A 21,434-nucleotide genomic window follows, 5' to 3' on the forward strand; every position below is an offset into this window, starting at 1 on the left:
CATTAAGTAATGCTTTTGTTTGAAATATGTACGAATATTGAAAGGCAAAAGGATTTATGTTAAACTCCGCCACATAACTGTAACTGATTTAAAAGTGAGCATACCTATGATTAAACAGCGTACGATTGCAGAAGTAGTCAAAGCCATAGGAATTGGACTTCATAAAGGTGAGAAGGTCACAATAACTCTCCGACCTGCGAGCGCAAATACTGGGATTGTATTTCGTCGTGTCGACCTTGATCCGGTTGTTGATTTTGAAACAACACCTGAAGCCGTTGGTGATACGCAGTTGTGTACCTGTTTAATTAACAAAGATGGTGTTCGCTTATCGACTACTGAGCATCTTATTGCAGCTGTTGCTGCAATGGGCATTGATAATCTAATTGTAGAATTAGACAGCTCAGAAGTGCCGATTATGGATGGTAGTGCATTACCATTCATATATTTGCTACAAAAAGGCGGAATTGAAGAGCAAAACGTTGCTAAACGCTTTATTCGTATTAAAGAAAAAGTACGCATTGAAGAAGATGGTAAGTGGGCCGAAGTTGAACCATATGATGGTTTTCATATCGACTTTGAGATCGCATTTAACCACCCAGCTATCAATGAAAGTCGCCAACGTATTGGGTTGGATATAACAACGCAAAGCTTTATTGAAGAAATTAGCCGCGCGCGTACTTTTGGATTTATGAAAGACATTGAATACATGCATGCTAACAACCTAGCGCTAGGTGGTAGCATGGATAGTGCAGTAGTACTTGATGAGTTCAAAGTGTTAAATCCTAACGGTTTACGTTATAGCGATGAGTTTGTTAAGCACAAGATATTAGACTGTGTTGGTGACATGTTTATGACAGGCCATAACCTTTTAGGTAAGGTAACTGCATTTAAATCAGGTCATGATTTAAATAATAAATTACTTCGTAAAATTATGGCTACAGAGTCAGCATGGGAGTGGGCAACATTTGAAACGCCTGTGACGATGCCTGCACCCGGTCTTGAGTTAGCCCACGCTTAAAAAGTGTTATAGCGAAGCTCCAAACAGTTATAAAAAATGACGCTAATTAGCGTCATTTTTTTTGCGTGAAATTTAATAGCTCTATACTTTATTATAACTCCAAAAGAGCTTGTAGCTGGTTTAAACTAGTTACAGTATAAGTTGGCTTTATTCCATCGGCTAGTTGCTCACCAGGGTGCTGTAACCAGCAAGTATCAATACCTACATTGTTACCGCCAAGTATGTCACTTGCAGCAGTATCACCTACCATAAGTATTTCGCTTTTATCTGGGTTACCCATTAGCTCAAATGTGTGCTCAAAAATAGCTTTATTCGGTTTTGCTATACCTACAAGTTCAGATATAACTAACCATTCAAACATATCTTTTAAGCCAGTGTGCTCAAGGCGTACGGTTTGTAATCGCGCAAATCCATTAGTAATAATACCTAACTTAGCATTTGGCTTAAGCTTATTTAAAAGCTCAATCGCACCAGGTAATGGCTCGCAAATTTGTGCCATAGCATCTAAAAATGCATCGTTTAGCTCTTTTGCTGGCACATTTAGTTTTGCAGCCCATTCATTAAAACGCGTTACTTGTAAGTAATCAGCAGTTATAGAACCGTTTTGATAATCCACCCACAGTTGCTTATTGGTCTTTTGATAATGAATATAATCGTCTTGGCTAAAATTGACACCATAAGCTTTAAACATGCGAGTCATGCCCGCTAAAATATCAAACCTAAATAAGGTCTCGTCTGCATCAAACAATACATAATTGTATTTCATTAAACTTCCTGAATTAATTTGTTTGGCTGTAAAGCTCTGCGTGTAGAAAAGGTGACATTGCTAAAGTAAGTGCTTGTGTGTAAGTGCTTTCGCGCGTGGCATGATTGTTTGTAAGTAGACCAATAGCGCCCCCTTTTTGCTTAACGTTGGTGGTATTAAATGCTTTATCCATTACATCACCAAGCTCTTCTCCTTTGAGTAATGCGTTATAGAGAACTTGGGGGAGGGGAAGATTGCTGCTGCGTCCTACAACTTGATTTAAGGCGTTATCAATAACAACATAAGCAAATGTTGCAGGCCCATAGCTAAATTGCTCTGCACCGCCCTCCATGGCTACATAATAGTCAGCCTGATGGTGAGTTTTACAGTAATCTACTCGATTTTGAGCGCCAATTCGGGTTTCGTCTTCACCAATAGGTTGATCAGGAACATTAGAAGGGGCGTTAACACCCTCACAATTAATAATATGATCTGGAAAATACAGGGTAAAAATATGCTTAGCTGCATTTATTTTTACAGGATTTTTAGAACCGACAATAATTTTTAATTGTTGTGGCATGCTGATCTCACCTTGAGCAAAATCAGCAGTGTACGTGAGTTAGCTTTAACAAAAAAGAGCAATACGACTAACTTAATGTTAAATAGGCAAATCAAGCGGGGCTAAGTTTTCAAGTGCACGCTTTTTCAAAATAATATCTTTAATTAGTGGAGTGAGTACAAGCTCCATAGCTAAACCCATTTTACCGCCGGGTACGACAAGCGTGTTAATACGTGACATAAAACTGCCTTCGATCATGCGTAAATAGTAAGGAAAATCAACATCTTCAATACCCCTAAAGCGGATAACAACAAAGCTTTCATCAAGCGATGGAATGTCTTTTGCGCTAAACGGATTTGAGGTATCAACAGTCGGCACTCGTTGAAAATTAATATGGGTGCGAGAAAACTGCGGGGTAATATGATTTATATAATCATCCATACTGCGAACAATAGAGCCCATAACGGCTTCGCGAGAATGTCCGCGCTCTGAGGTGTCACGTATTAGTTTTTGTATCCACTCCAGGTTAATAATAGGCACCATGCCTATTAATAAATCAACATGCTTTGCCACATCTACATCTTGATCAACTACGCCACCGTGCAGCCCTTCATAAAACAAAATATCGGTATTGTGATCAAGATCTTGCCAAGGAGTAAAAGTGCCAGGTAATTGATTGTAAGGTACTGCTTCATCAAAAGTATGTAAGTAACGTCGCAGCTTACCTTGACCTGTTTCACTATAGTTTTCAAACAATGCTTTTAATGCGCCAAAGTCATTGGCCTCTCGACCAAAATAACTAATATGTTTACTTTCTTGTTGTGCTTCTCGTACTTTTTTATCCATTTCGGGGCGAGTGTAACGATGAAAGCTATCTCCTTCGACGAAAGCCGCTTGAATATTAAGGCTACGGAAAATATGTTTAATTGCATTCGTTGTCGTTGTTGTACCTGCACCAGACGAACCCGTAATTGCAATAATAGGATTTTTAGCTGACATGTTAATTCTCTTTTTTAGGACCCGATTTTATAACCAGACTAAACTTAACATTATTTTAAGTCGTTTGGGTATCTTAAGAGTTGACTGATTTAGGTCAAGTGACGCCATCAGCAAATAACGTTATCATGAGGTGCTTAAAATTAAAACGAGAGAAAGCATGAAACTTATTAAACCATTACTTGGATTATTCTATATAGCAGCGCTGAGCCCAATTGTGGTGCAGGCTAGCATGCCAAAAAGCCAAGTATTACTTGCTGATTTAAATACGCCTTATGGGGTACAAGTTAGTATAGTGAGTGATAAAAACAGTTATAACAACCAGCCGCACTTAACAAGTACAGGTTTATACTTTACTCATGAAATGATTACTGATGGGCAAAGCCAAACCGATATTGCTTATTATGACTTAACATCAAAGCAAGTTACCAATATAAGCAATTCTCCTGTAAGCGAATATTCACCAACGGTTATGCCAAGTGGTGATGCACTATCAGCGATTGTGGTTGAAGAGGACGGCAAGCAAAAGTTATGGCAATACCCACTTAACAGTGAAAACGCACCTAGCCGTATTTTTGATTGGATTGAACCTGTTGGATACCATGCTTGGGGTGTTCAAAATGATTTAGTAATGTTTATTTTGGGCCAGCCACATACTCTGCAATATACTTCTGTACAAGCTGCTAAAGGGCAAGTGGTTGCAAATAATATTGGCCGTACGCTTATTTATAATAGCTCAACAGCAACATTTTTATTTAGTTACACTAAAAACGATCAACATATTTTAGCGAGTTTTAATCCAAAAAATAAACAAGTTGAAGACCTACTAAGGTTACCTGTTCAAGTTCAAGATTTTATTTTGAAAGATGACGTGACTATCGCTTATGCTATTAAAAATCGTGTTTATCAGCGTAATCTCGATGGAAGCAACGAAGTATCACAATGGCTTGATTTAAGCACCTACTGCGAAACAAATATAACAAGAATGAGCTACAACAATGAAAAGCTCGCTTTTGTATGTGATATAAATAAGTAAAGTAGACAAATAAATTCAGATTTTATTGTGTGTATACGTTAATCTAACGCGTAAATTTAACTAATAGGGATTACACGTGGCTTATAGTGCAGACGAGCTGACAGAGCAGCTTATTAAATTACAATGCAGAAGTAATTTTAAAATTAAAAACATTGCAGAGTACATGTTAGTAAACTCTAAAGAAGCATTTTATACTCACAGCGAAAGCGGCAAGGGTAAAATAGTTATTCGCCCGGCATTTGAAGTGTTTAGCGATGATTTTAGTGATATTGATGGCGTAACACGTGCTCAAGGGTATTTTCATAGCAGCGAGATGACACGCTTTCCTACGCGTGTTTTTAAAAGCGCTCAACCTATTCACTATGGTGTGGCATTTAAAATAAATTCTGAGCAAGCTGCAAAAGACTTTATAGCCAAACTTACAATGATTATTGGTAACTAATAAAGTAAAAAATAAACAAAGCAAAACGTAAAAAGCCGCTGAATTTATATTCAGCGGCTTTTGTATTTTTATAGTTTAATGAATCTAAGAATTACTTACTTTTTAAGAAGCTATTAACCGATTCAAGTTCACGTGTTTTAAGCGCAATACAATCGTTTGTGCTTTCTTCAAGCTTGCTTAATGTACGGGTGTAACCTTCTACATCGGCTACTTTTTCGTTAAAAAAGGCTTTTGTTTTAGCTAGGCTTTCTGCATTACAGCTTGCAGTTGTAAAGTACGGTAAGTTAGGAATAAAGAACGGCGGTAAGCTTGCGGTTACTTTATCGTAGTTACTGTAAACCCAATCAATAAATAACGCTTGGCGCTCGTCGGTGTAACTTTGACCAGATAAAATAGTGCGCATATCAGAGGCCGTTACTTCATCCGTTAAGCTATAAGCGAGTACTGCTTTTTGTAACTCAGGTTTACCAAAAAAGCCCATTGCAGCAAGCATGTTAGTGCGTACTTGTGGATCTTTAGTCGTTTTAAACGTAGTCATGAATTGATCAAGCAGTGCTTTATCACCATGATAAGCGGCAAGTGTTAAGTATGTGCCTGCTAAGTAAGGGTCTACTTGTTGTGGATCATTTAAATAAGCTTGTGTTTGTTCTTTTGCTTTTTTGATTACGTTTTGATCTTCACCATCAAAACCTAAGCGTGACACAACGGCCGCACGAAGTTGTGCAATAGCACCGTCTTCTCCAGCTTTAGCTTCTAGTCCATATTTTTTAGCCGCAGGTGTTACCGCATTACGAATAAATTCAGGCCATAAATCTTTATTGCTATCGTCTTTAAAAGTACGTTGTTGTGATACTAAGTAACCAAGTGCGGTATTTGCTACGCGAGGGTGGCTATCGCTTACGAATACTTCAAGTGTTTGCATTAATTTAGCCGCAGATATAACTCCTGCATCAAGTAGTGCATCAGTAGCTGATAATAACGCTAAGCGTTCACGGTCGCTAAGTACACTAGGCGCCTTTTTAACAAGCGCGCTAAATTGTGCATCATCCATTACCCAGCGGTAGTAGCCTAGCGCCCCCTGATCCGGGTAAATCCACTCTGGTTCAAAGTCTAAATCTAGCGTTTGGCTTTGTTTATTAAGTAATACGTTTGCTGTTTTTACTTTATCGCCAGCACCATATTTAATTGCAACTGGTACATTCCATAACTGCTCTGGCGCATCTACACCAGCGTTTACAAAGCGGCTTTGTGAAATTGTTACTTTACTGCCTTGCTGAGCTACTTTAACTAGCGGGAAAGAAGACTGTTCAATAAACGATTTTAAAACACTCGCAACATCTTTATTTGATGCTTTACCAAGTGCTTCCCACAAATCTGCCGCTTCAGCATTTTTATACGAAAATTCTTTTAAGTAGCTTTGAATACCTTTTTGGAATGCGTCTTCGCCAATCCAGTTTTCAACCATAGCAAGCACTGAGCTTCCTTTGCTGTAAGCAAGGCCTAAACCGTCCATAATGTCAGCTACGGTTTTAATTGGTTTACGAATAGGCTTAGTGCTTAAACGTGCATCAAGTGCCATTACGTTGTTTTGTGGTAAGTCTAAGTGCGATTCAAACTCAGGGTTAAGCTGCTTAGTGATTTTTGCAGCCATCCAGCTAGCAAACGCTTCGTTTAACCATAAGTCGTTCCACCATTTCATGGTTACTAAGTTACCGTACCATTGGTGAGCCAGTTCGTGGGCAATAATAGATACATTACGCTGTTTTTTACTGCGTGTTGCGGCAGCTAAATCAACCAATAAAATATCTTCTCTGTAGGTTACTAAGCCTGAGTTTTCCATTGCGCCGAATGGAAACTCTGGCACTGCTACTGAGTCTAATTTTTTGTAAACGTAAGGAATACCAAAATACGCTTCAAGTGCGCCCAGTACTTTTGGCATGTTTTCTTTTGCGTATTGGGCTAAGTGAATTTTACCTTGAGGAGTAATTACACGACCAGGAATTGGCATGCCTTTAATTTCTAATTCTTCAAACGGGCCAACAGCCATTGCTACTAGGTATGAAGGGATTGGCGGCGTTTTATCAAAATAGTGTGTAGTCATATCGCCATTAACTGTTGTTTTTAGCTCTGGCGTATTTGAATATACTTTTTGTGATGTAGGCGCAGTGATTGTTAACTGAAATGGAATTTTGTAACTTGGCTCGTCAAAAACAGGAAAGGCACGGCGTGCATCACTCATTTCAAATTGAGTGAATAAGTAAGGTGTGCCTTGATCTAATGTTTTGTATAAACCAACACTTTGACGGTTATATGGCGCTGAAAAATCAACTTTAAGTGTGTATTTACCCGGTTGAATTTGCTCATCACAACTAAATTTAACTTTGCCCGTTTTAAGCATTTCGTCGTTTAAATCACAGTTTTCTTCACCAAGCAGTTGCGCCATTTTAACAGCGTAAGCTACGCCATTTAACTCAATGTATTTTGTTGGTTTTAGTACTTCTAGGGAAATCTCTGTCATCCCTGTAAATGTATCTTGGCTAGGGTCGAGTGTTAACGACACCTGTTGTGAACTTGGTTTTGCGAGTTTTTCAATAACGAATTCGTTAGCGTTTGCAGCACCCATTGCCAAAGCAACGCTCACTGTTAAGAGGCTTTTAAGAAACATAGTGATCCCTAGATTGTTGTTGTTAGAAACGACCCTAAATAGGCTTTTTTATGCTCATATAATTAGGGGTCAGATATCCTAACAGTTTTTTTAAATAGAGTAATTGATTATAACGGTGACTTTAAGGGGAAATAGTAACAAAGTTTGTCAGTGGCTTTCGCGTGCTATAAAGCGTTGCCAATGCAAGTGTGAGTTAATAATACGTATTTGTTGGACAACGGTATTTAATAAGTGGGTATCGTTAAATACATCGTGTGGATACTCGTTAAAACCCATCAAGTAATTAAATGCGTCTTTAGAGTTGGCTTGTAGGGCGTATATACGAACTTGTTGTTCAAAGTTAAGACGAAGACTGCTTATTGCTGTTTTCATACCAAGTTGATCAACGTTTGGTATATCACATTTTTGCAGATAACCGGCTCGCTCACCTTCCCCTGAAAACCAAATACGGACTTTTTCACTATATCTGCCAGTTTTAGCGGGTAAGTCGAACATTAATCTGTGTTGATTTTTTGATTTTATAAACGCTATATATTCATTAAATCCAGCATTTATAAGTGCCTGATGTACAGGGACTAAACGAGGTTTTATTTTACCGTGGGTATGAAAATTAAAACATAATACATTTTTTTCAAAAGACAGATCATCAAGCGTTAAGTAACCAACCTCATCGCTATAAGCACCACTGTAATATGCAATTAACGGAAGCCAAAAATGCCAGTGTTTTGGTTGCTCTCGTGCAACTTTAAAATCACCGTATATATATCCATTATAAAGAGTGTGCAGTTCCATGGCTGAAAAGGGCCGGCGACCAAGATGGGTTTTCAACGTAATACCTTGAAAATAATGATGTGTTTTATTTTATACCCAACTAGCAGTAGATGCTAGTCGGGTTTTATCCGCTTTTAAAGTAAAGCGTATAAAGTATTATTCACTTAATGCGCGAGCTAAACCTGTAGGTTCAATTTCTGCACATACTTGGTCGTCATTCCAATTTATGCCAACAAGTGCGTTATCTTCGTTTAAGTCTTCAACCCATGCATCTAAAAACTCATCTAGGTTTATTTCTACTGGGCTGTAATCTTTCCACTCTTCTTTACACTGTGCTTTAGCTGCTGCTTCACTTTCCCACAGCAGTAACACGTCAGTTTCGTCAAATTGGTTAGAATCGCACACTACAAAGCCATTATCTTCTGCACCAAGTGCCCAAATTACTTCGCTAACACGTACTTTTTCTACGAAGCTAACTAGTTGTGATTCAATTTCGATATCGCTCATGTGTTTACCCTTTTAAATTAGTGACGAGGATTAGTGTCTATTGCTGCTTGACGCTCACCATATTGCTTATGAAAAGCAACAAGCTCTGAATACTGACTAAAGTCAGCTAATTCACGAAAGCAAATCCAATCAAGCAGGCAGTATAAACTGATGTTGAGGTATTCACAGCTTTTAAATTCTTCATCGCTTAAATGGGTATTTAAAAAGCTTAATGTTTGTTCAATACGTTCGTTTTGCAGGTTAAAAAATAATTTATCGCTTTTGGTGTCAAACCCAGAGCGTTTACATAACACCATTTCAACTAGCGAATCGTTACAGGCATTTATAGTCGTAAGTAAGTGCTCTTGAGGCCAAGTCAGTTTTGATTGACCTGTTTTTTCAAGTAAATAACGTAATATAGAATTAGAGTCACTAAGTGTTAAGTCGCCATCTATCAAAATCGGGATTTTTCGGGCTGGGTTTTTACTGGCCATGGTAGGGCGGTCTTGATCAGAAAATATGTCTAAACTTACAAGTTCTAGCTTGCAGTCGTTTTCTTGCGCCCAAATTCTAATTCGACGTACGTAAGGTGAAGGTACAGAACCAATTAATTGCATAATTACTCCATAAAAAAGCCGCATAAGCGGCTTTTATAAAATGTTACTTACAGTACAGTTAAATTTATTCTGAACGGCTAGTAACTTCAAGTAAATGATAACCAAATTGAGTTTGCACAGGGCCTTGAACTTGGTTAATTGGCGCAGAAAACACAACTTTATCAAACTCTGGAACCATCATACCAGGGCCAAACTCACCAAGAGCACCGCCATCTTGACCCGATGGACAATTAGAATGTGCTTTTGCTAATTCAGCAAAGTCTTCGCCTTGCTCAATTTTTGTTTTTAAGTCTAAGCATTGTGCTTCACTGTCTACAAGTATATGTCGTGCGCTTGCTACTGTCATAAAATCTCCCAAATATAGTGTGGTGTTTTTTTAACCGAATTAAAATGTCATTCTAGTTAGTTTCAACTAATTGTACCAGTATAAACTTATTTTTCAGAAAGCGCAGTTTCAATTGCAGTAATCATTTGCTCTGAATTAGGCGCTACTTTACTGTTAAATCGTAAAACTGTTTTACGATCAGCAGACACTAAGTATTTATAAAAGTTCCAATTTGGAGAACTAGTTTGCTCGTTCAAATATTTAAAAATTGGGTTTGCTTCATTCCCACGAACTTCGCTTGTGGCAAACATGGGAAAAGTTACGCCATAATTAACAAAGCATATTTTTGCAGTTTCTTTTTCACTATCTTCTTCTTGAAAAAAATCATCAGAAGGGAACCCCAATACTACTAAACCTTGGTTTTTGTATTGTTGATATAACGCTTCAAGACCTTTAAATTGAGGCGTAAAGCCACAATTACTCGCCGTGTTTACTATTAATAAAGGTTTATTTTTGAATTTGCACAAGTTAATAGATTCTTTTGAACGAAGCTTTCGTATATCTACATTAGTAAAATCTTGGCAGTCTTGGGCAGAGGTTTGGTTAATAGTTGATGATGTTTCAGCTTGGAGTGGGGCATTAATAAATAAAGCCGTTAATCCTATTATAATTTTTTTTAGCATTACATTACCTAAACTTTACGATTGTTTGATTGGATAATCATACGCTAATATGGAACAAATTGATCAACCTTCTAATGACCTATGACAACGCGTTTAGCAACTATCGATGACCTTAATAAAATTGTAGCCATTTATAACGAAACCATTGCAGGGCGAATGGTCACTGCAGATACCGAAGAGGTAACCGTTGACGAAAAGCGTGATTGGTTTAATAGCCATAACGATAAAAGGCCTATTTACGTTTACTGTGAAAATAACCAAGTACTTGCTTGGGTAAGTTATAAATCGTTTTATGGGCGCCCAGCTTACGACGGCACAGTAGAAATGAGCATTTACATTACCAGTAAAGCGCAAGGTAAAGGGCTTGGTAAAAAGCTAATGATATTTGCTCAAACACAAGCTAAGCAATTAAATATTAAAGTATTACTCGGCTTTATTTTTAGTCATAACTTACCGAGTGTTAAATTGTTTAAGCATTTTGATTTTGCAATATGGGGTGAGTTGCCAAGCGTTGCCATAATGGATGATAAGGCGTATAGCCTTACTATTTTTGGAAAACATCTGGAATAAACTATTTTTCATAATGTTGTAATATTTTATTTTACAAAATAAGACGAAGGGTTTATGCCAATTAAATAAAAATAGTCTACGCTATTAACATATTAAGTTTATTAATTTGAAGTGTAGCTTGATGATTCGAAAAATATTAATTGTTGATAGTAGCAGTGTCATCGCAATGCGTGTGAAAGTGCTTTTAGAATTAATAGGATGTGAAGTCGAATTAATTCATTTCAGCATGCTAGACATGTATACCAATATAGGCGACTACGACTTAGTTGTTGTTTCCCATGGTGTGCCTGTTGAGCCAATAAAACCACTTGTTAGTGAAATAGCACAAGAGCGTTTTATGCTGCTTGCTCCAAAAGCACAAAGCGGTGAGCAACTAACAGCATTTAGTGAATTAAATCACATTGCGCCTAACGCAACCGTGATCTACCCGTTTTTTTCTAATAAAGAAATTACTTCTCTTTTAGAGAGTCTTTTAGAGCTAGGCTCTAATCATATTTTACAATTACCGACAATATTACTCGTCGATCATGTTCCTGAGCGCCTCGAAAAAATGAAAAATAGCTTGCTCGGTGCTCATATCGAGACCCATACAGCAACCACCTCTGCAGAAGCTTTAGAAATTACGAAAGAAAAGCAAATCGATATACTGATAAGTGATTTTGTTTTAGATGATGGAACCGGTTTAGAAATTTTTTCAAACTTAAAAATAATGCAACCACATTGCCGTTGCTTATTATTTACCTCACGCCCTGATCAAGTCTCAATGATTGACGCAATTCGCCAAGGTGTAGAAGACGTACTTATTAAGCCATTGAACGACAGCTCATTATTACAATCAATACATAAACTGTGGCAAACAGAGTTATTAAAACGTCATAACGCAGAGCTTGTAGAAAGGCTACAAGATACGGTTGATGCTCTAATCGAAAAAGACAGCCTACTTCAGGTTATTTATAAGCATACGCCCGATGCAATTATGTTGTTTGAGAAATGCGGTAGAGTGATAGAAGCTAATGATGCTTGTTTAAAACTATTTAACTTACCGTTTAACGAACTCGAGGGTAAATCAGTATTTAACTTTTTAGATGATGATTCAACGCTAGGCATTAAAGATAAAATTTCGACACTAAACAGCAATCGCCAATTTAGCTGCGACTTACGTTTATCTAAAACAGCAGGGGGCTATATACCGCTAGTGGGATCTTTTAATGAGATAGATCATCACGGAGAAATAGCACTTGCCGTAATATTTAAAAATGTAACCCATCTCAAGCAAAAAGAAGATTTACTACTTGAAGCAAAAGATATCCTTGAAGAGCAAGTTAGAGCACGTACTTCACAGCTTGAACATGCAAAAAATATTGCTGAAGCTGCAAATTTAAGTAAATCAGAATTTTTAGCAAATATGTCGCATGAACTTCGCACGCCTATGCACTCAATTTTAAGCTTTTCTCGTTTTGGTCTAAGTAAATTAGATGCTGGAGATTTTGCAAAAGAAAAACTCATAAAATATTTATCTCGTATAGAGAGTAGTGGCGAGCGTTTACTGTCATTACTGAATAATTTACTCGATCTATCTAAGTTAGATGTGGGTAAGTTTCCATTTAATCCTCGTCCGTATAATTTAGCGAACATTATTAAAACAAGTATTGATGATGTATCTGGTACGGCAATGGAGAAAGAAATTGAGATTGTATTTACCGAGCAGCCGCTACCTGTAATTTCGCAGTGTGATGAAGAGCAAATAAACCAGTTACTTCGAAACGTATTAGGTAATGCACTCAAATTTAGTGAACCAAAAAGTAAAATACAGATAAATTTAGGGTCAGATAGTCGATTTGCTACCATAGAGGTTACCGATAGTGGGGTCGGCATCCCAGAAGATGAGCTGGAGCATATTTTTACTAAGTTTGTACAAAGCAGTAAAACAAATAGCGGTGCCGGTGGTACAGGATTGGGTCTTGCATTGTGTAGAGAGTTTGTATCTTTACACCAAGGAGAGATCACTGCGCACAATAACGAAAATGGTGGCGCGACTATATCCATACAAGTGCCATTAGAAATAAATCTAGATGAGCATTTGGCTGAAGAGCAATTAATACAACACAGTAATTAATTTTTTTTTGGTAAGCCAAGTAACTTTTTTAAGAATTTGAATGGAAGATAGATTATGGCTTTAACTAAAGTACTTGCCGTTGATGACGAACCCTTTAATCTTGAAATTATTGAAGAGATTTTAGAGGAACTCGATTTTGAATTACAAGTAGCAACGAGTGGTCCTGAGTGTTTAAACATGGTTGAAGGCTATATGCCTCAGGTTATATTACTTGATGTAAGTATGCCGCAAATGAATGGCTATGAAGTATGTAAGGCCCTTAAAGCAAACCCAAATACTGCACATATTATTGTTATGTTTGTATCTGCTCGAGGCACAGTTGAAGAGCGTATGGAAGGCTACTCGGTTGGTGCAGAAGATTATATTGTAAAACCTTTTGGCCATGATGAACTTAAGTCAAAGCTTAAAAATTTAAACCAAGTACTCGTTGAAAAGCAAAGTCTTGAAAAACAAGTTGAAGATGCTACATCAACTGCATTTAATGCAATGGCTAATAGTAGTGAAATGGGGAAAATAGTTAACTACGTCGAAAATATAGGTTTTATTAACGACCCTCAAGAACTAGGTAAAGCGCTTATAGATTGTCTGCAGTCTTTCGATTTACAAAGTAATATTGAGTTTAGAGATAATGATCAAATAAGCCACTTTGCATTAAATGGCGTGTGTTCACCTATTGTGGTGGAGTTATTTGAGATGCTTAAAAACAAAGGGCGCTTACATGAATTTTCGCACCGAATTTTAGTTAACTATGAATTGATCAGCTTACTTATTTTAAATATGCCAGATCACGACCCAGACAAACATGGGCGTATCCGTGACCATGTATGTTTTATTGTCAGTGTTACCGAGCAGCAGCTACGCGCCATAGTGACTAAGAAAATGCTTGAATCACAACACGCAAAACTTAATGCCGTAGCAAGTACAGTTCATAGTAAGTTTAATGGCTTAATTAGCTTATTGAATGACAATCGTCAAAACAACGAAAAAGTTTTTAAACAGTTACAAGAAGATCTCGCAGAACGTATCCCAACAATGGGATTAGATGAAGATCAGGAGGTGTTTATTTATAAAAAAATAGATGAAACTATCCAAAAATCAGTAGTAAGAGAGGAGTCTGTTAAACAAGTGAAAGCAGCCTTTACAGAAATAGAGCAAGATCTATCGTTACTTTTGAAAAGTTAAATATATTTAATTAAATAATGTTACTTCAAAGGCTTATACCAATCGCATTATGCGTCTCTGGGTAAGCCTTTTTCTACAATTCTGATTAACCTAGCCGTTTTACGAATTTGTATTCGTTGTTTATCGTTTTGTTGAGCAAGCGCCCATTCAATATGTTCTAACACAAGCTCGCTGCATATTTGGCTTTTATCTTGTAATGCATGAATAATAGTCGGGCTAAACTCTGCATTACCTAAACCGACTGCTATATTACGTAACCAACGTTCGTGACCTATGCGGCGAATAGGGCTGCCTTCGGTATTTTTTAAAAATGTAGGCTCATCCCAAGCAAATAGCTCAAGTAAATCTTTATTTTTTAATTGAGTACGGGGATGAAAGTCATTTTCATCCGTTATTTGTCCATAACGATTCCAAGGGCATACCAACTGGCAATCATCACAACCATAAATACGGTTGCCTAATAAAGTTCGGTACTGCTCTGGAATAGGACCTTGGTGCTCTATTGTTAAGTACGATATACATTTACGCGCATCAACAACATAAGGCTCTACAATTGCACCTGTTGGGCAAAGAGTAATACAAGCAACACATTTTCCGCAGCCTTCAAAGGTATTCTCTGCGTCTATTGGTAGCGGTAAATCAATAAATAGCTCGCCTAAAAAAAACCACGATCCTGCTTCTTGATTAATTAATAACGAATGCTTACCACGCCACCCTAAACCGGCTTTTTCGGCGAGTTGACGCTCAAATACCGGGGCTGAATCAACAAAGGGTCTAAAGCCATACTCGCCAATTTCTAGCTCTATTTTTTGGCCGAGTTTTTTTAATCGATTACGCATTAATTTATGGTAATCACGACCGAGTGCGTAGCGGCTTATGTATGCTTTTTCTTTATTTTTTAAGGTTCTTGCAAAGCCAGCATCGGGAGGGAGATAATTCATTTTTACGGATATAACACGCTGTGTACCAGGTACTAATTCAGCAGGGCGAGCGCGTTTCATGCCATGCGCAGCCATATAATCCATCGAGCCGTGATAGCCTGCATCAAGCCAGCGTTGTAGTTGGACTTCGTGCTTAGATAGATCAATATCAGTAATACCTACTTCGCTAAAGCCAAGCTCTTGCCCCCAGGTTTTTATTTGCAGGGCTAATTTTTCATAGTCTGGGGTAGGGTTGCTCACACGCTTTACACACTTAAATTAATAGCTGCGTAATTTACCATATTTCTATAAGCCCGAAAACGCTTCTTAGTGTACAAAGCGTTTTAACTGTTGTTGAGTTTGTATACTTAGCTGCTGGGATTGTTGGCAATCACTAAGGGCGGTATCTATTTGCTGTTTAGCGTGCTCACCTAGCGCTACAATTTGTTCTACCGATTGGTGAGTATGGGTTTGAGTATCCTCGAGCATATGCACCGCATTGGCTATTTGTTGTAACTGCTGTTGGTTGTGCTCAAATTCACTCAGCATTTTAGTAAAACCCTCGGAGGTGGCGCTAATTGAGCTTTGTGCATTATTAGAGTGAGTCATTAATTGCTCTGACTCTTCATTTGTTTCGTTCACCAAATCATTCATTTGATTTATGAAGTCGCTTATTTGCCTGGTTGCGCCACTGACCTTTATTGAAAGCGTGCGTACTTCATCTGCAACTACGGCAAAACCTCGGCCAGCTTCACCTGCTCTAGCTGCTTCTATCGCGGCATTAAGGGCTAATAAGTTAGTTTGATCAGAAAACTCTTCAACCATTTTTAAAATACTACGAATGTTTTCACTATTCTCTTTCAGTCCCGCAATTGTATTTGAAAAGCTACCCAGCATATTAGTAATTAGCTTAACTTGTTTCACTAAAGCAGCGAGCTCTGATGCAGAGAGTTTTACAAAGTTAAGATGTTCATTATTAACGTTATGCACGCTATCTGTATTATTTACTATTTTTTGTAGGCTTTGGGTTATTTGCATACTGGCATTAATAATACTGTGGCTTAACTGTATTTGTTGCTCGCTAGATTGCTCCGTGTTTTGCATTGATTGAGTGACTTGCGTATTACTGTGTGCACTAGCTTGAGCACTATTATATGTTGTGCTTAGTAATTCACTTAAATGAGCAGTAAACATATTGTACTGGGTACTTAAATCTTTAAATTCGTCATACGAAAAGTGGGGAAGTTTTGCTGCTAAATTTGCATCTTGTTGGTTTATTTGTATCAAAGTATCGCGCATAGCAGTAACAGGGCGAACAATTAAAAAGCGCATATAAAACAGAGTAAAAATAAAACCAGACATAATAACAAGCGTAAGCAGCCAAAATAGCCCTGTACTTTGCTGTTGTTCGCTTAAGCTGTGATGCAGCCAAAATAACGTAATTGCTTGAAACAATAATACAAAGCTTAAGTTGCCAACTATTTTACGCGTTAACGTAAAAAAGAATGTTTGCTCTATATAGTTATAAATTTTCATAAAACCACTCATTATGCTTAAGCCCTGTAATTATAATTTTAGTTAGGGAGGTGTAAGTTAGCTTTTTTGTAACGATAACAAGTAAGCTTTAGTTCGCGCTGGGTAATTTGTAAAGATTCCGTCTATGCCGTACTCAAGCATTAATGCTATATCTTGTTCTCTATCGACCGTATAAGCATAAATCTTTAGGCCTCTTTTTTTTGCATCATCTGCAAAAGCCTTATTTATAAAGGTTTTATCTACATGCACGCTAAAAGCGTTTAAATCACTTGCAAACTTTGCGTAGTTAATTGGAATAGAAGACGTCAGGGCACCTATTTTAAGCCATGGTAGTCTGTTTTTGAGCCACTGTAGTTGATGATGATCAAACGATGACACTAAAATATTTGCTTTCGATATTTTGTTAGCCTCAATATTTTTTTCAAGTTGAGCCACAAACCTTTCCAGCTCAAAAGTATGTTTAAGCTCAATATTTAATAAAGATTTATTATTATTCCAATCAAAGAACTGCTGAAGAGTGGGAATTTTCTCGCCATTTCCAGCATCAAGTTTAGAGAGTTCATGTGCAGTAAAATCACTCACCCTACCTTTACCGCTGGTGGTTCTATCAAGCCATGAGTCGTGTATTACCATGTAATCATCGATGGAACTTTGAATATCTACTTCAATACCATCAACACCTACTTTTAATGCTTCTAAAATAGCGCTTTTGGTGTTTTCAGGAAAATCCCCACTGGCACCACGGTGTGCAAATACTTTCATTGTCGAGCCTTTTTAGTGATTGACCACGTTTCAAAACAAGCGGCACTAACAATAAGTGCTCCACCAACTAACGTCATAACAGTAGGACGTTCATGAATAATTACTATAGCCAGTATGGTGCCATAAAGTGGTTGCAAGCAAGAAATTAACCCCGCAGTTGCCGCTGATAAATGCTTTAAACTTGCTGCAAATAACGAGTGCGGTGTAGCTGTAAATATAACACCCGCTACAGCAATTAAAATAAGGTCATGATTACTAACCTCATACACAGGTACTTCTATAAATGCGCACAGCATAATGCTTGCCACTAAGGTTTGATAAAACATCGTTTGCGGGCCACCATATTGGCTAAAGTAGCGTTTATGGGTAATGTTTCTGATTGAAAAAAACAATGCCGATATAACACCGGTTATTACACCTAGGGTCACATCGTCGCCTAAATTTGCACTTGGGACTAATAGGTAAATCCCTAAAACAACCACGGCCGCACTTATTATATCTTTTGCTTTTGGCCTGCTTTTATTAAATAAGGGCTCTAAAAATACCGTCATAACGGGGTAGCTAAAAAATGCCAACATTCCAATTGTTATACCGGCCATTTGCATTCCCGCAAAATAGGTTACCCAGTGTATACCCACTGCAACACCTAAAAATAACGCAATAAGGTAGTCTTTGGGTTTATTTAGCTTAATTTGTTTTTTTTGAAAATACAGCATGGCTAAAATAGCCATTCCTGCAATTGCAGTTCTGTAAACGGTAATATCTAAAGCATTTAAACCAATAAGCTTGGCAAATAGAGCGGTTCCGCCAAAAAGTAATACCGCTATGTGTAAGTAAATCAGGCTTTGCTGTTGTGGTTGCATTAAAACGTTATCTCCTTTTTTCAATATCTTATCATTGAGGCCACGTTTACAAGATGAAATTTTCCTAATATGACAAATGTCATTAAAGTTAATGACACTTCACACTCTTATTATTTTTGTACGCAGGCATAGTTATCTTACTCAACAGGAGATAATTATGAATTCTTTAATTCTAATCAGCTTAGCTATTAATGAAGTACTAGAGACGTTAAGTTTCACGATCACTTATGCAGATTGCTTTATGCTGCTCTGCATTTTTGTGTTATTTATATTTACCAATAAAAATAGTGCTATAAATAAAAATAATATGCCAGAGGTATTAATATGAGCTCGCTCAACACTTCCACTCAACAAAGTGATAAAGGTTTTTGGAAATACGGGCATTTAATTTTTACCGGCTTTTATTTACTCCCTCTCATAATTAATTATTCTAGTTTTACGGCTAACCAAATCACGATGTCTTTAGCTTTTTATATTGCTTTTATTCTTTTGTATGTAAAAGCAATAAACTGCAAAAACACAGGTGTGACCAAGTTGTTTGTAGCCATGCTATTAATTTGTTTCTGCGCTACTTTTTACAGCTCGGGCACTCCTACTTTATTTGGCTTTACAGCTTATGTAGCGGGCTACGCATATAGCTATCATCAAAGAATTTATGCTGCACTGGCGATTATATCTACGGTTTTATTAAGCGCATATATTGGTGATATAGGGAAAGTTCAATACTTTTTAGCCGTTGCTTTGATTTTATGTGCAGCCTTATTTAGTTACGGTATTGCAGCAAAAAGAGAAAGCTTATACAAAAAGCGTGAGCAAGAAAGCGCTAACCAACTAGAGCAACTAGCTGCTATTGCTGAGCGCGAACGCATTGCCCGCGATTTACATGACATTTTAGGGCATTCATTGTCATCTATTGCTTTAAAGGCTGAGCTTGCTAATAAATTAAACCAAGGTGAGCGTTACGCTCAAGCAAATAACGAAATTGCACAGGTAGCAGAGCTTGCAAGGCAATTGCTTAGCGATGTAAGAAACGCAGTAAGTGATTTAAAACAGCTTAACCTTGTCAGCCAAGTAGCACAGCTAAAACAAAGATTAATAGAGCAAGGTTTTAACGTAAAAGTTAGCGTAAATTTAGATACTCTGCCCGCTAAGGTAGAAGGGTTCGCTGGTCTGATAATTAAAGAAGCGGTGACTAATTTATTACGCCATAGCAGCACAAAAAATTGCGAAATAAGCATAGAGCAAACAGCGCAACAGCTTCTTATTAAAGTGATTGATAACGCGCCATGTAATACATTAAAAGTAGGTAATGGTTTAAATGGCATTACAGAGCGAGCAGAGCAATTAAAGGGCAGTGCTAAATTTACCTGTGGTGATACTTTTACGCTAAATGTGATATTGCCAATCACAGCTAAGGATTTACAATGATTAAAGTGTATTTAGTGGAAGATCAAGCGCTTGTTCGTGATGCAATCGCAGCACTATTAAGTCTCGATTTTAATATAGAGATAATTGGGCAAGCAAGTAACGGGCAAGATGCACTTAATGCAATTGAGGCGTTTGATAGTGATTTACTGCCAGATATAATTTTAACCGATATAGAAATGCCAACCATGAATGGTATAGAGCTTAGCGAAAAAATAGCCGCTAAGTTTCCCGCTATAAAAATGGTTATTATGACCACGTTTTCTCGCGCTGGTTACATAAGGCGCTCATTAAGTGCAGGTGTTAAAGGGTTTATATTAAAAGAAGCGCCGAGTGAAGAGCTAATAAATGCCCTTAAAAAAGTTATGCAGGGGCAAAAAGTGATAGACCCAGAGCTTGCCATTAACGCACTTGACGACGCAGACCCACTTACCGATAAAGAGCGCAAAGCGCTTAAACTTGCAAGCGATGGCCTTAAAACAAGTGACATAGCCAAGCAGTTATTTATAAGCGAAGGGACTACGCGTAACTACCTATCAGACGCCATTGCTAAATTAAATGCCACAAATCGAATAGATGCAGCGCGTATTGCAAAGCAAAAAGGGTGGCTTTAAATAGTGGGTTTATAAATTATAAACAAAGTATTACTATATTACTTATAAAAGTAACGAACAGCGCTTAAAATTAGCTTAAAAAGCGTTAAAAGAGGGTTTAATGGCAAATTTAATAGAACTAACAACTAAAAATAACACCGCTATACTTACCATGAATACCGCTGAAAACCGTCACAATCCAGCGTTTTTGGCTGAGTTTAATTTACACCTAGACCACATTGAAGCAGATCAAAATATTAAGTCAGTTATTTTAACGTCTGCGAGTGATAAAAATTGGTCATTGGGTATCGACCTTCAATGGATGTCCAATCCAAGTATTTTACCTGCAGCAATTTCTGACTTTATGATTCAAATAAGTGACTTGTTCAAACGTATTGTTACGTTTCCTATGCCCATTATTGCGGCGTTAAACGGGCATACCTATGGCAATGGTTCGGTGCTTGCGTGTGCGTGCGATTTTAGATTTATGAAGTCAGACAAAGGCTTCTTTTGTTTTCCTGAAGTGGATGTAATGGTGCCGTTTGTACCGTCGATGTTTCCTATAATTAATAAAGCAATTTCGCAAATATTCTTTAATCGTTTAGCTATGTCAGGAGAGCGTGTTGGTGCACAGCAATTGTTAGACAATAAAGTGGTTGAAGCTGTGTTTGCAAATAACGACGAACTGCAAGTGGGTGCACTTGAGTTTGCTCAGCAGTTTAATAAAAATCGTTGGATTTACGCTCAAAACAAAACACAAATGAACAAAGAAATTTTGCTTACAATGAAAGAAGAAGATCCAAGCTTTATTGATAATATAAGTAAATTGCTCTGGAAAAACCTACAAAAAAATAAATAACCTGAACTCTGGTTAAGAGATTTACTAACGTATTGAATCATGGTGATATTTAAATTTATTTTCTCTAGCCAGATATTTTTAGTGAAAACAAGGCGAATTTACGCGTCAATAGCTAGGGTCTGTTGATCTTTCAAGGTTAAATTTGCAGCAGTCTGTTTGGTATTTAGGCAAGGCAGAGCCTATGCAGTGTGGTTATTCCCCATAAATGGGCGATAACGTAGCATTAATGCCAAACAGGCGCTGCCCAAAGGGTTCTTCCTAGGGG

At 37.5% G+C, this 21,434-nt stretch carries 22 protein-coding genes; 9 read left to right on the top strand and 13 right to left on the bottom strand.

Annotated elements, in window-relative coordinates:
- The first annotated feature begins 106 nt into the window (after positions 1–106).
- Positions 107–1,018, top strand: a complete 912-nt coding sequence (gene lpxC, locus PX700_RS14485; RefSeq protein ID WP_024599295.1) for a UDP-3-O-acyl-N-acetylglucosamine deacetylase — start codon at positions 107–109, stop codon at positions 1,016–1,018.
- Positions 1,019–1,109: 91 nt separating this feature from the next.
- Here lpxC and yjjG read toward each other — a convergent pair whose 3' ends face one another.
- The 3 genes from yjjG to PX700_RS14500 form a co-directional block, all read right to left on the bottom strand.
- Positions 1,110–1,784 carry a pyrimidine 5'-nucleotidase gene (yjjG, locus tag PX700_RS14490; protein WP_197179398.1) on the bottom strand — a complete coding sequence of 225 codons (675 nt, stop codon included), beginning with the start codon at positions 1,782–1,784 and terminating at the stop codon, positions 1,110–1,112.
- Positions 1,785–1,797: 13 nt separating this feature from the next.
- On the bottom strand, positions 1,798–2,343 hold the full coding sequence (gene yjjX, locus PX700_RS14495; RefSeq protein WP_479521077.1) for an inosine/xanthosine triphosphatase: 546 nt from the start codon (positions 2,341–2,343) through the stop codon (positions 1,798–1,800).
- A 78-nt stretch (positions 2,344–2,421) separates the two neighbouring features.
- Positions 2,422–3,321, bottom strand: a complete 900-nt coding sequence (locus PX700_RS14500; RefSeq protein ID WP_166419348.1) for a phosphoribulokinase — start codon at positions 3,319–3,321, stop codon at positions 2,422–2,424.
- 157 nt (positions 3,322–3,478) lie between these two features.
- Here PX700_RS14500 and PX700_RS14505 point away from each other — a divergent pair, with 157 nt between their 5' ends.
- Together PX700_RS14505 and PX700_RS14510 are read left to right on the top strand one after the other, a co-directional pair.
- Entirely contained in the window at positions 3,479–4,354 is an 876-nt protein-coding gene (locus tag PX700_RS14505; protein ID WP_479521078.1) for a TolB-like translocation protein, read from the top strand.
- Between the two features lie 76 nt (positions 4,355–4,430).
- On the top strand, positions 4,431–4,796 hold the full coding sequence (locus PX700_RS14510) for a hypothetical protein (RefSeq protein ID WP_479521079.1): 366 nt from the start codon (positions 4,431–4,433) through the stop codon (positions 4,794–4,796).
- 91 nt (positions 4,797–4,887) lie between these two features.
- Here PX700_RS14510 and PX700_RS14515 read toward each other — a convergent pair whose 3' ends face one another.
- The 6 genes from PX700_RS14515 to PX700_RS14540 form a co-directional block, all read right to left on the bottom strand.
- Positions 4,888–7,461 carry a M1 family metallopeptidase gene (locus PX700_RS14515; RefSeq protein WP_479521080.1) on the bottom strand — a complete coding sequence of 858 codons (2,574 nt, stop codon included), beginning with the start codon at positions 7,459–7,461 and terminating at the stop codon, positions 4,888–4,890.
- 147 nt (positions 7,462–7,608) lie between these two features.
- Positions 7,609–8,289, bottom strand: coding sequence for a site-specific integrase (locus PX700_RS14520; RefSeq protein ID WP_415636676.1), 681 nt, complete (start codon positions 8,287–8,289; stop codon positions 7,609–7,611).
- Between the two features lie 99 nt (positions 8,290–8,388).
- Positions 8,389–8,739 carry a DUF2750 domain-containing protein gene (locus tag PX700_RS14525; RefSeq protein WP_024599302.1) on the bottom strand — a complete coding sequence of 117 codons (351 nt, stop codon included), beginning with the start codon at positions 8,737–8,739 and terminating at the stop codon, positions 8,389–8,391.
- Positions 8,740–8,756: 17 nt separating this feature from the next.
- Positions 8,757–9,335, bottom strand: coding sequence for a glutathione S-transferase family protein (locus PX700_RS14530; RefSeq protein WP_479521081.1), 579 nt, complete (start codon positions 9,333–9,335; stop codon positions 8,757–8,759).
- Between the two features lie 64 nt (positions 9,336–9,399).
- The gene (locus tag PX700_RS14535) at positions 9,400–9,681 is read right to left on the bottom strand and encodes a peptidylprolyl isomerase (protein ID WP_002958009.1); all 282 of its coding nucleotides are present in this window, start codon (positions 9,679–9,681) and stop codon (positions 9,400–9,402) included.
- Positions 9,682–9,767: 86 nt separating this feature from the next.
- The gene (locus PX700_RS14540; RefSeq protein ID WP_479521082.1) at positions 9,768–10,343 is read right to left on the bottom strand and encodes a glutathione peroxidase; all 576 of its coding nucleotides are present in this window, start codon (positions 10,341–10,343) and stop codon (positions 9,768–9,770) included.
- Positions 10,344–10,424: 81 nt separating this feature from the next.
- Between PX700_RS14540 and PX700_RS14545 the strand changes: the two genes are divergently transcribed.
- From PX700_RS14545 to PX700_RS14555, 3 genes are all read left to right on the top strand, one after another.
- Positions 10,425–10,913 (top strand): GNAT family N-acetyltransferase, encoded by a 489-nt coding sequence (locus tag PX700_RS14545; protein ID WP_415636673.1) that lies wholly within the window; start codon positions 10,425–10,427, stop codon positions 10,911–10,913.
- Positions 10,914–11,034: 121 nt separating this feature from the next.
- Entirely contained in the window at positions 11,035–13,029 is a 1,995-nt protein-coding gene (locus tag PX700_RS14550; protein ID WP_479521083.1) for a sensor histidine kinase, read from the top strand.
- Between the two features lie 54 nt (positions 13,030–13,083).
- Positions 13,084–14,211: a response regulator gene (locus PX700_RS14555; protein ID WP_479521084.1), complete on the top strand. Its 1,128-nt coding sequence runs from the start codon at positions 13,084–13,086 to the stop codon at positions 14,209–14,211.
- A gap of 47 nt (positions 14,212–14,258) precedes the next feature.
- Here the strand turns inward: PX700_RS14555 and queG are convergent, their stop codons facing one another.
- The 4 genes from queG to PX700_RS14575 form a co-directional block, all read right to left on the bottom strand.
- Entirely contained in the window at positions 14,259–15,392 is a 1,134-nt protein-coding gene (gene queG, locus PX700_RS14560; RefSeq protein ID WP_479521085.1) for a tRNA epoxyqueuosine(34) reductase QueG, read from the bottom strand.
- Between the two features lie 66 nt (positions 15,393–15,458).
- Positions 15,459–16,679 (bottom strand): methyl-accepting chemotaxis protein, encoded by a 1,221-nt coding sequence (locus tag PX700_RS14565; RefSeq protein ID WP_479521086.1) that lies wholly within the window; start codon positions 16,677–16,679, stop codon positions 15,459–15,461.
- Between the two features lie 45 nt (positions 16,680–16,724).
- Positions 16,725–17,429, bottom strand: coding sequence for a glycerophosphodiester phosphodiesterase (locus PX700_RS14570; RefSeq protein ID WP_479521087.1), 705 nt, complete (start codon positions 17,427–17,429; stop codon positions 16,725–16,727).
- Positions 17,426–18,292: a DMT family transporter gene (locus PX700_RS14575; protein ID WP_024594632.1), complete on the bottom strand. Its 867-nt coding sequence runs from the start codon at positions 18,290–18,292 to the stop codon at positions 17,426–17,428. Before PX700_RS14575 ends, PX700_RS14570 begins: the two co-directional genes overlap by 4 nt.
- Positions 18,293–18,616: 324 nt before the next feature.
- On the opposite strand from PX700_RS14575, the gene PX700_RS14580 reads away from it, so the two are divergent.
- The 3 genes from PX700_RS14580 to PX700_RS14590 all read left to right on the top strand — a co-directional run bounded on the left by PX700_RS14580 (position 18,617) and on the right by PX700_RS14590 (position 21,169).
- Positions 18,617–19,720, top strand: coding sequence for a sensor histidine kinase (locus tag PX700_RS14580; RefSeq protein WP_479521088.1), 1,104 nt, complete (start codon positions 18,617–18,619; stop codon positions 19,718–19,720).
- Positions 19,717–20,331: a response regulator transcription factor gene (locus tag PX700_RS14585; protein ID WP_479521089.1), complete on the top strand. Its 615-nt coding sequence runs from the start codon at positions 19,717–19,719 to the stop codon at positions 20,329–20,331. Before PX700_RS14580 ends, PX700_RS14585 begins: the two co-directional genes overlap by 4 nt.
- Positions 20,332–20,431: 100 nt before the next feature.
- Positions 20,432–21,169: an enoyl-CoA hydratase/isomerase family protein gene (locus tag PX700_RS14590; RefSeq protein ID WP_479521090.1), complete on the top strand. Its 738-nt coding sequence runs from the start codon at positions 20,432–20,434 to the stop codon at positions 21,167–21,169.
- Positions 21,170–21,434 lie beyond the last annotated feature (265 nt).

The organism is Pseudoalteromonas sp. TP27 (genome assembly GCF_056470645.1).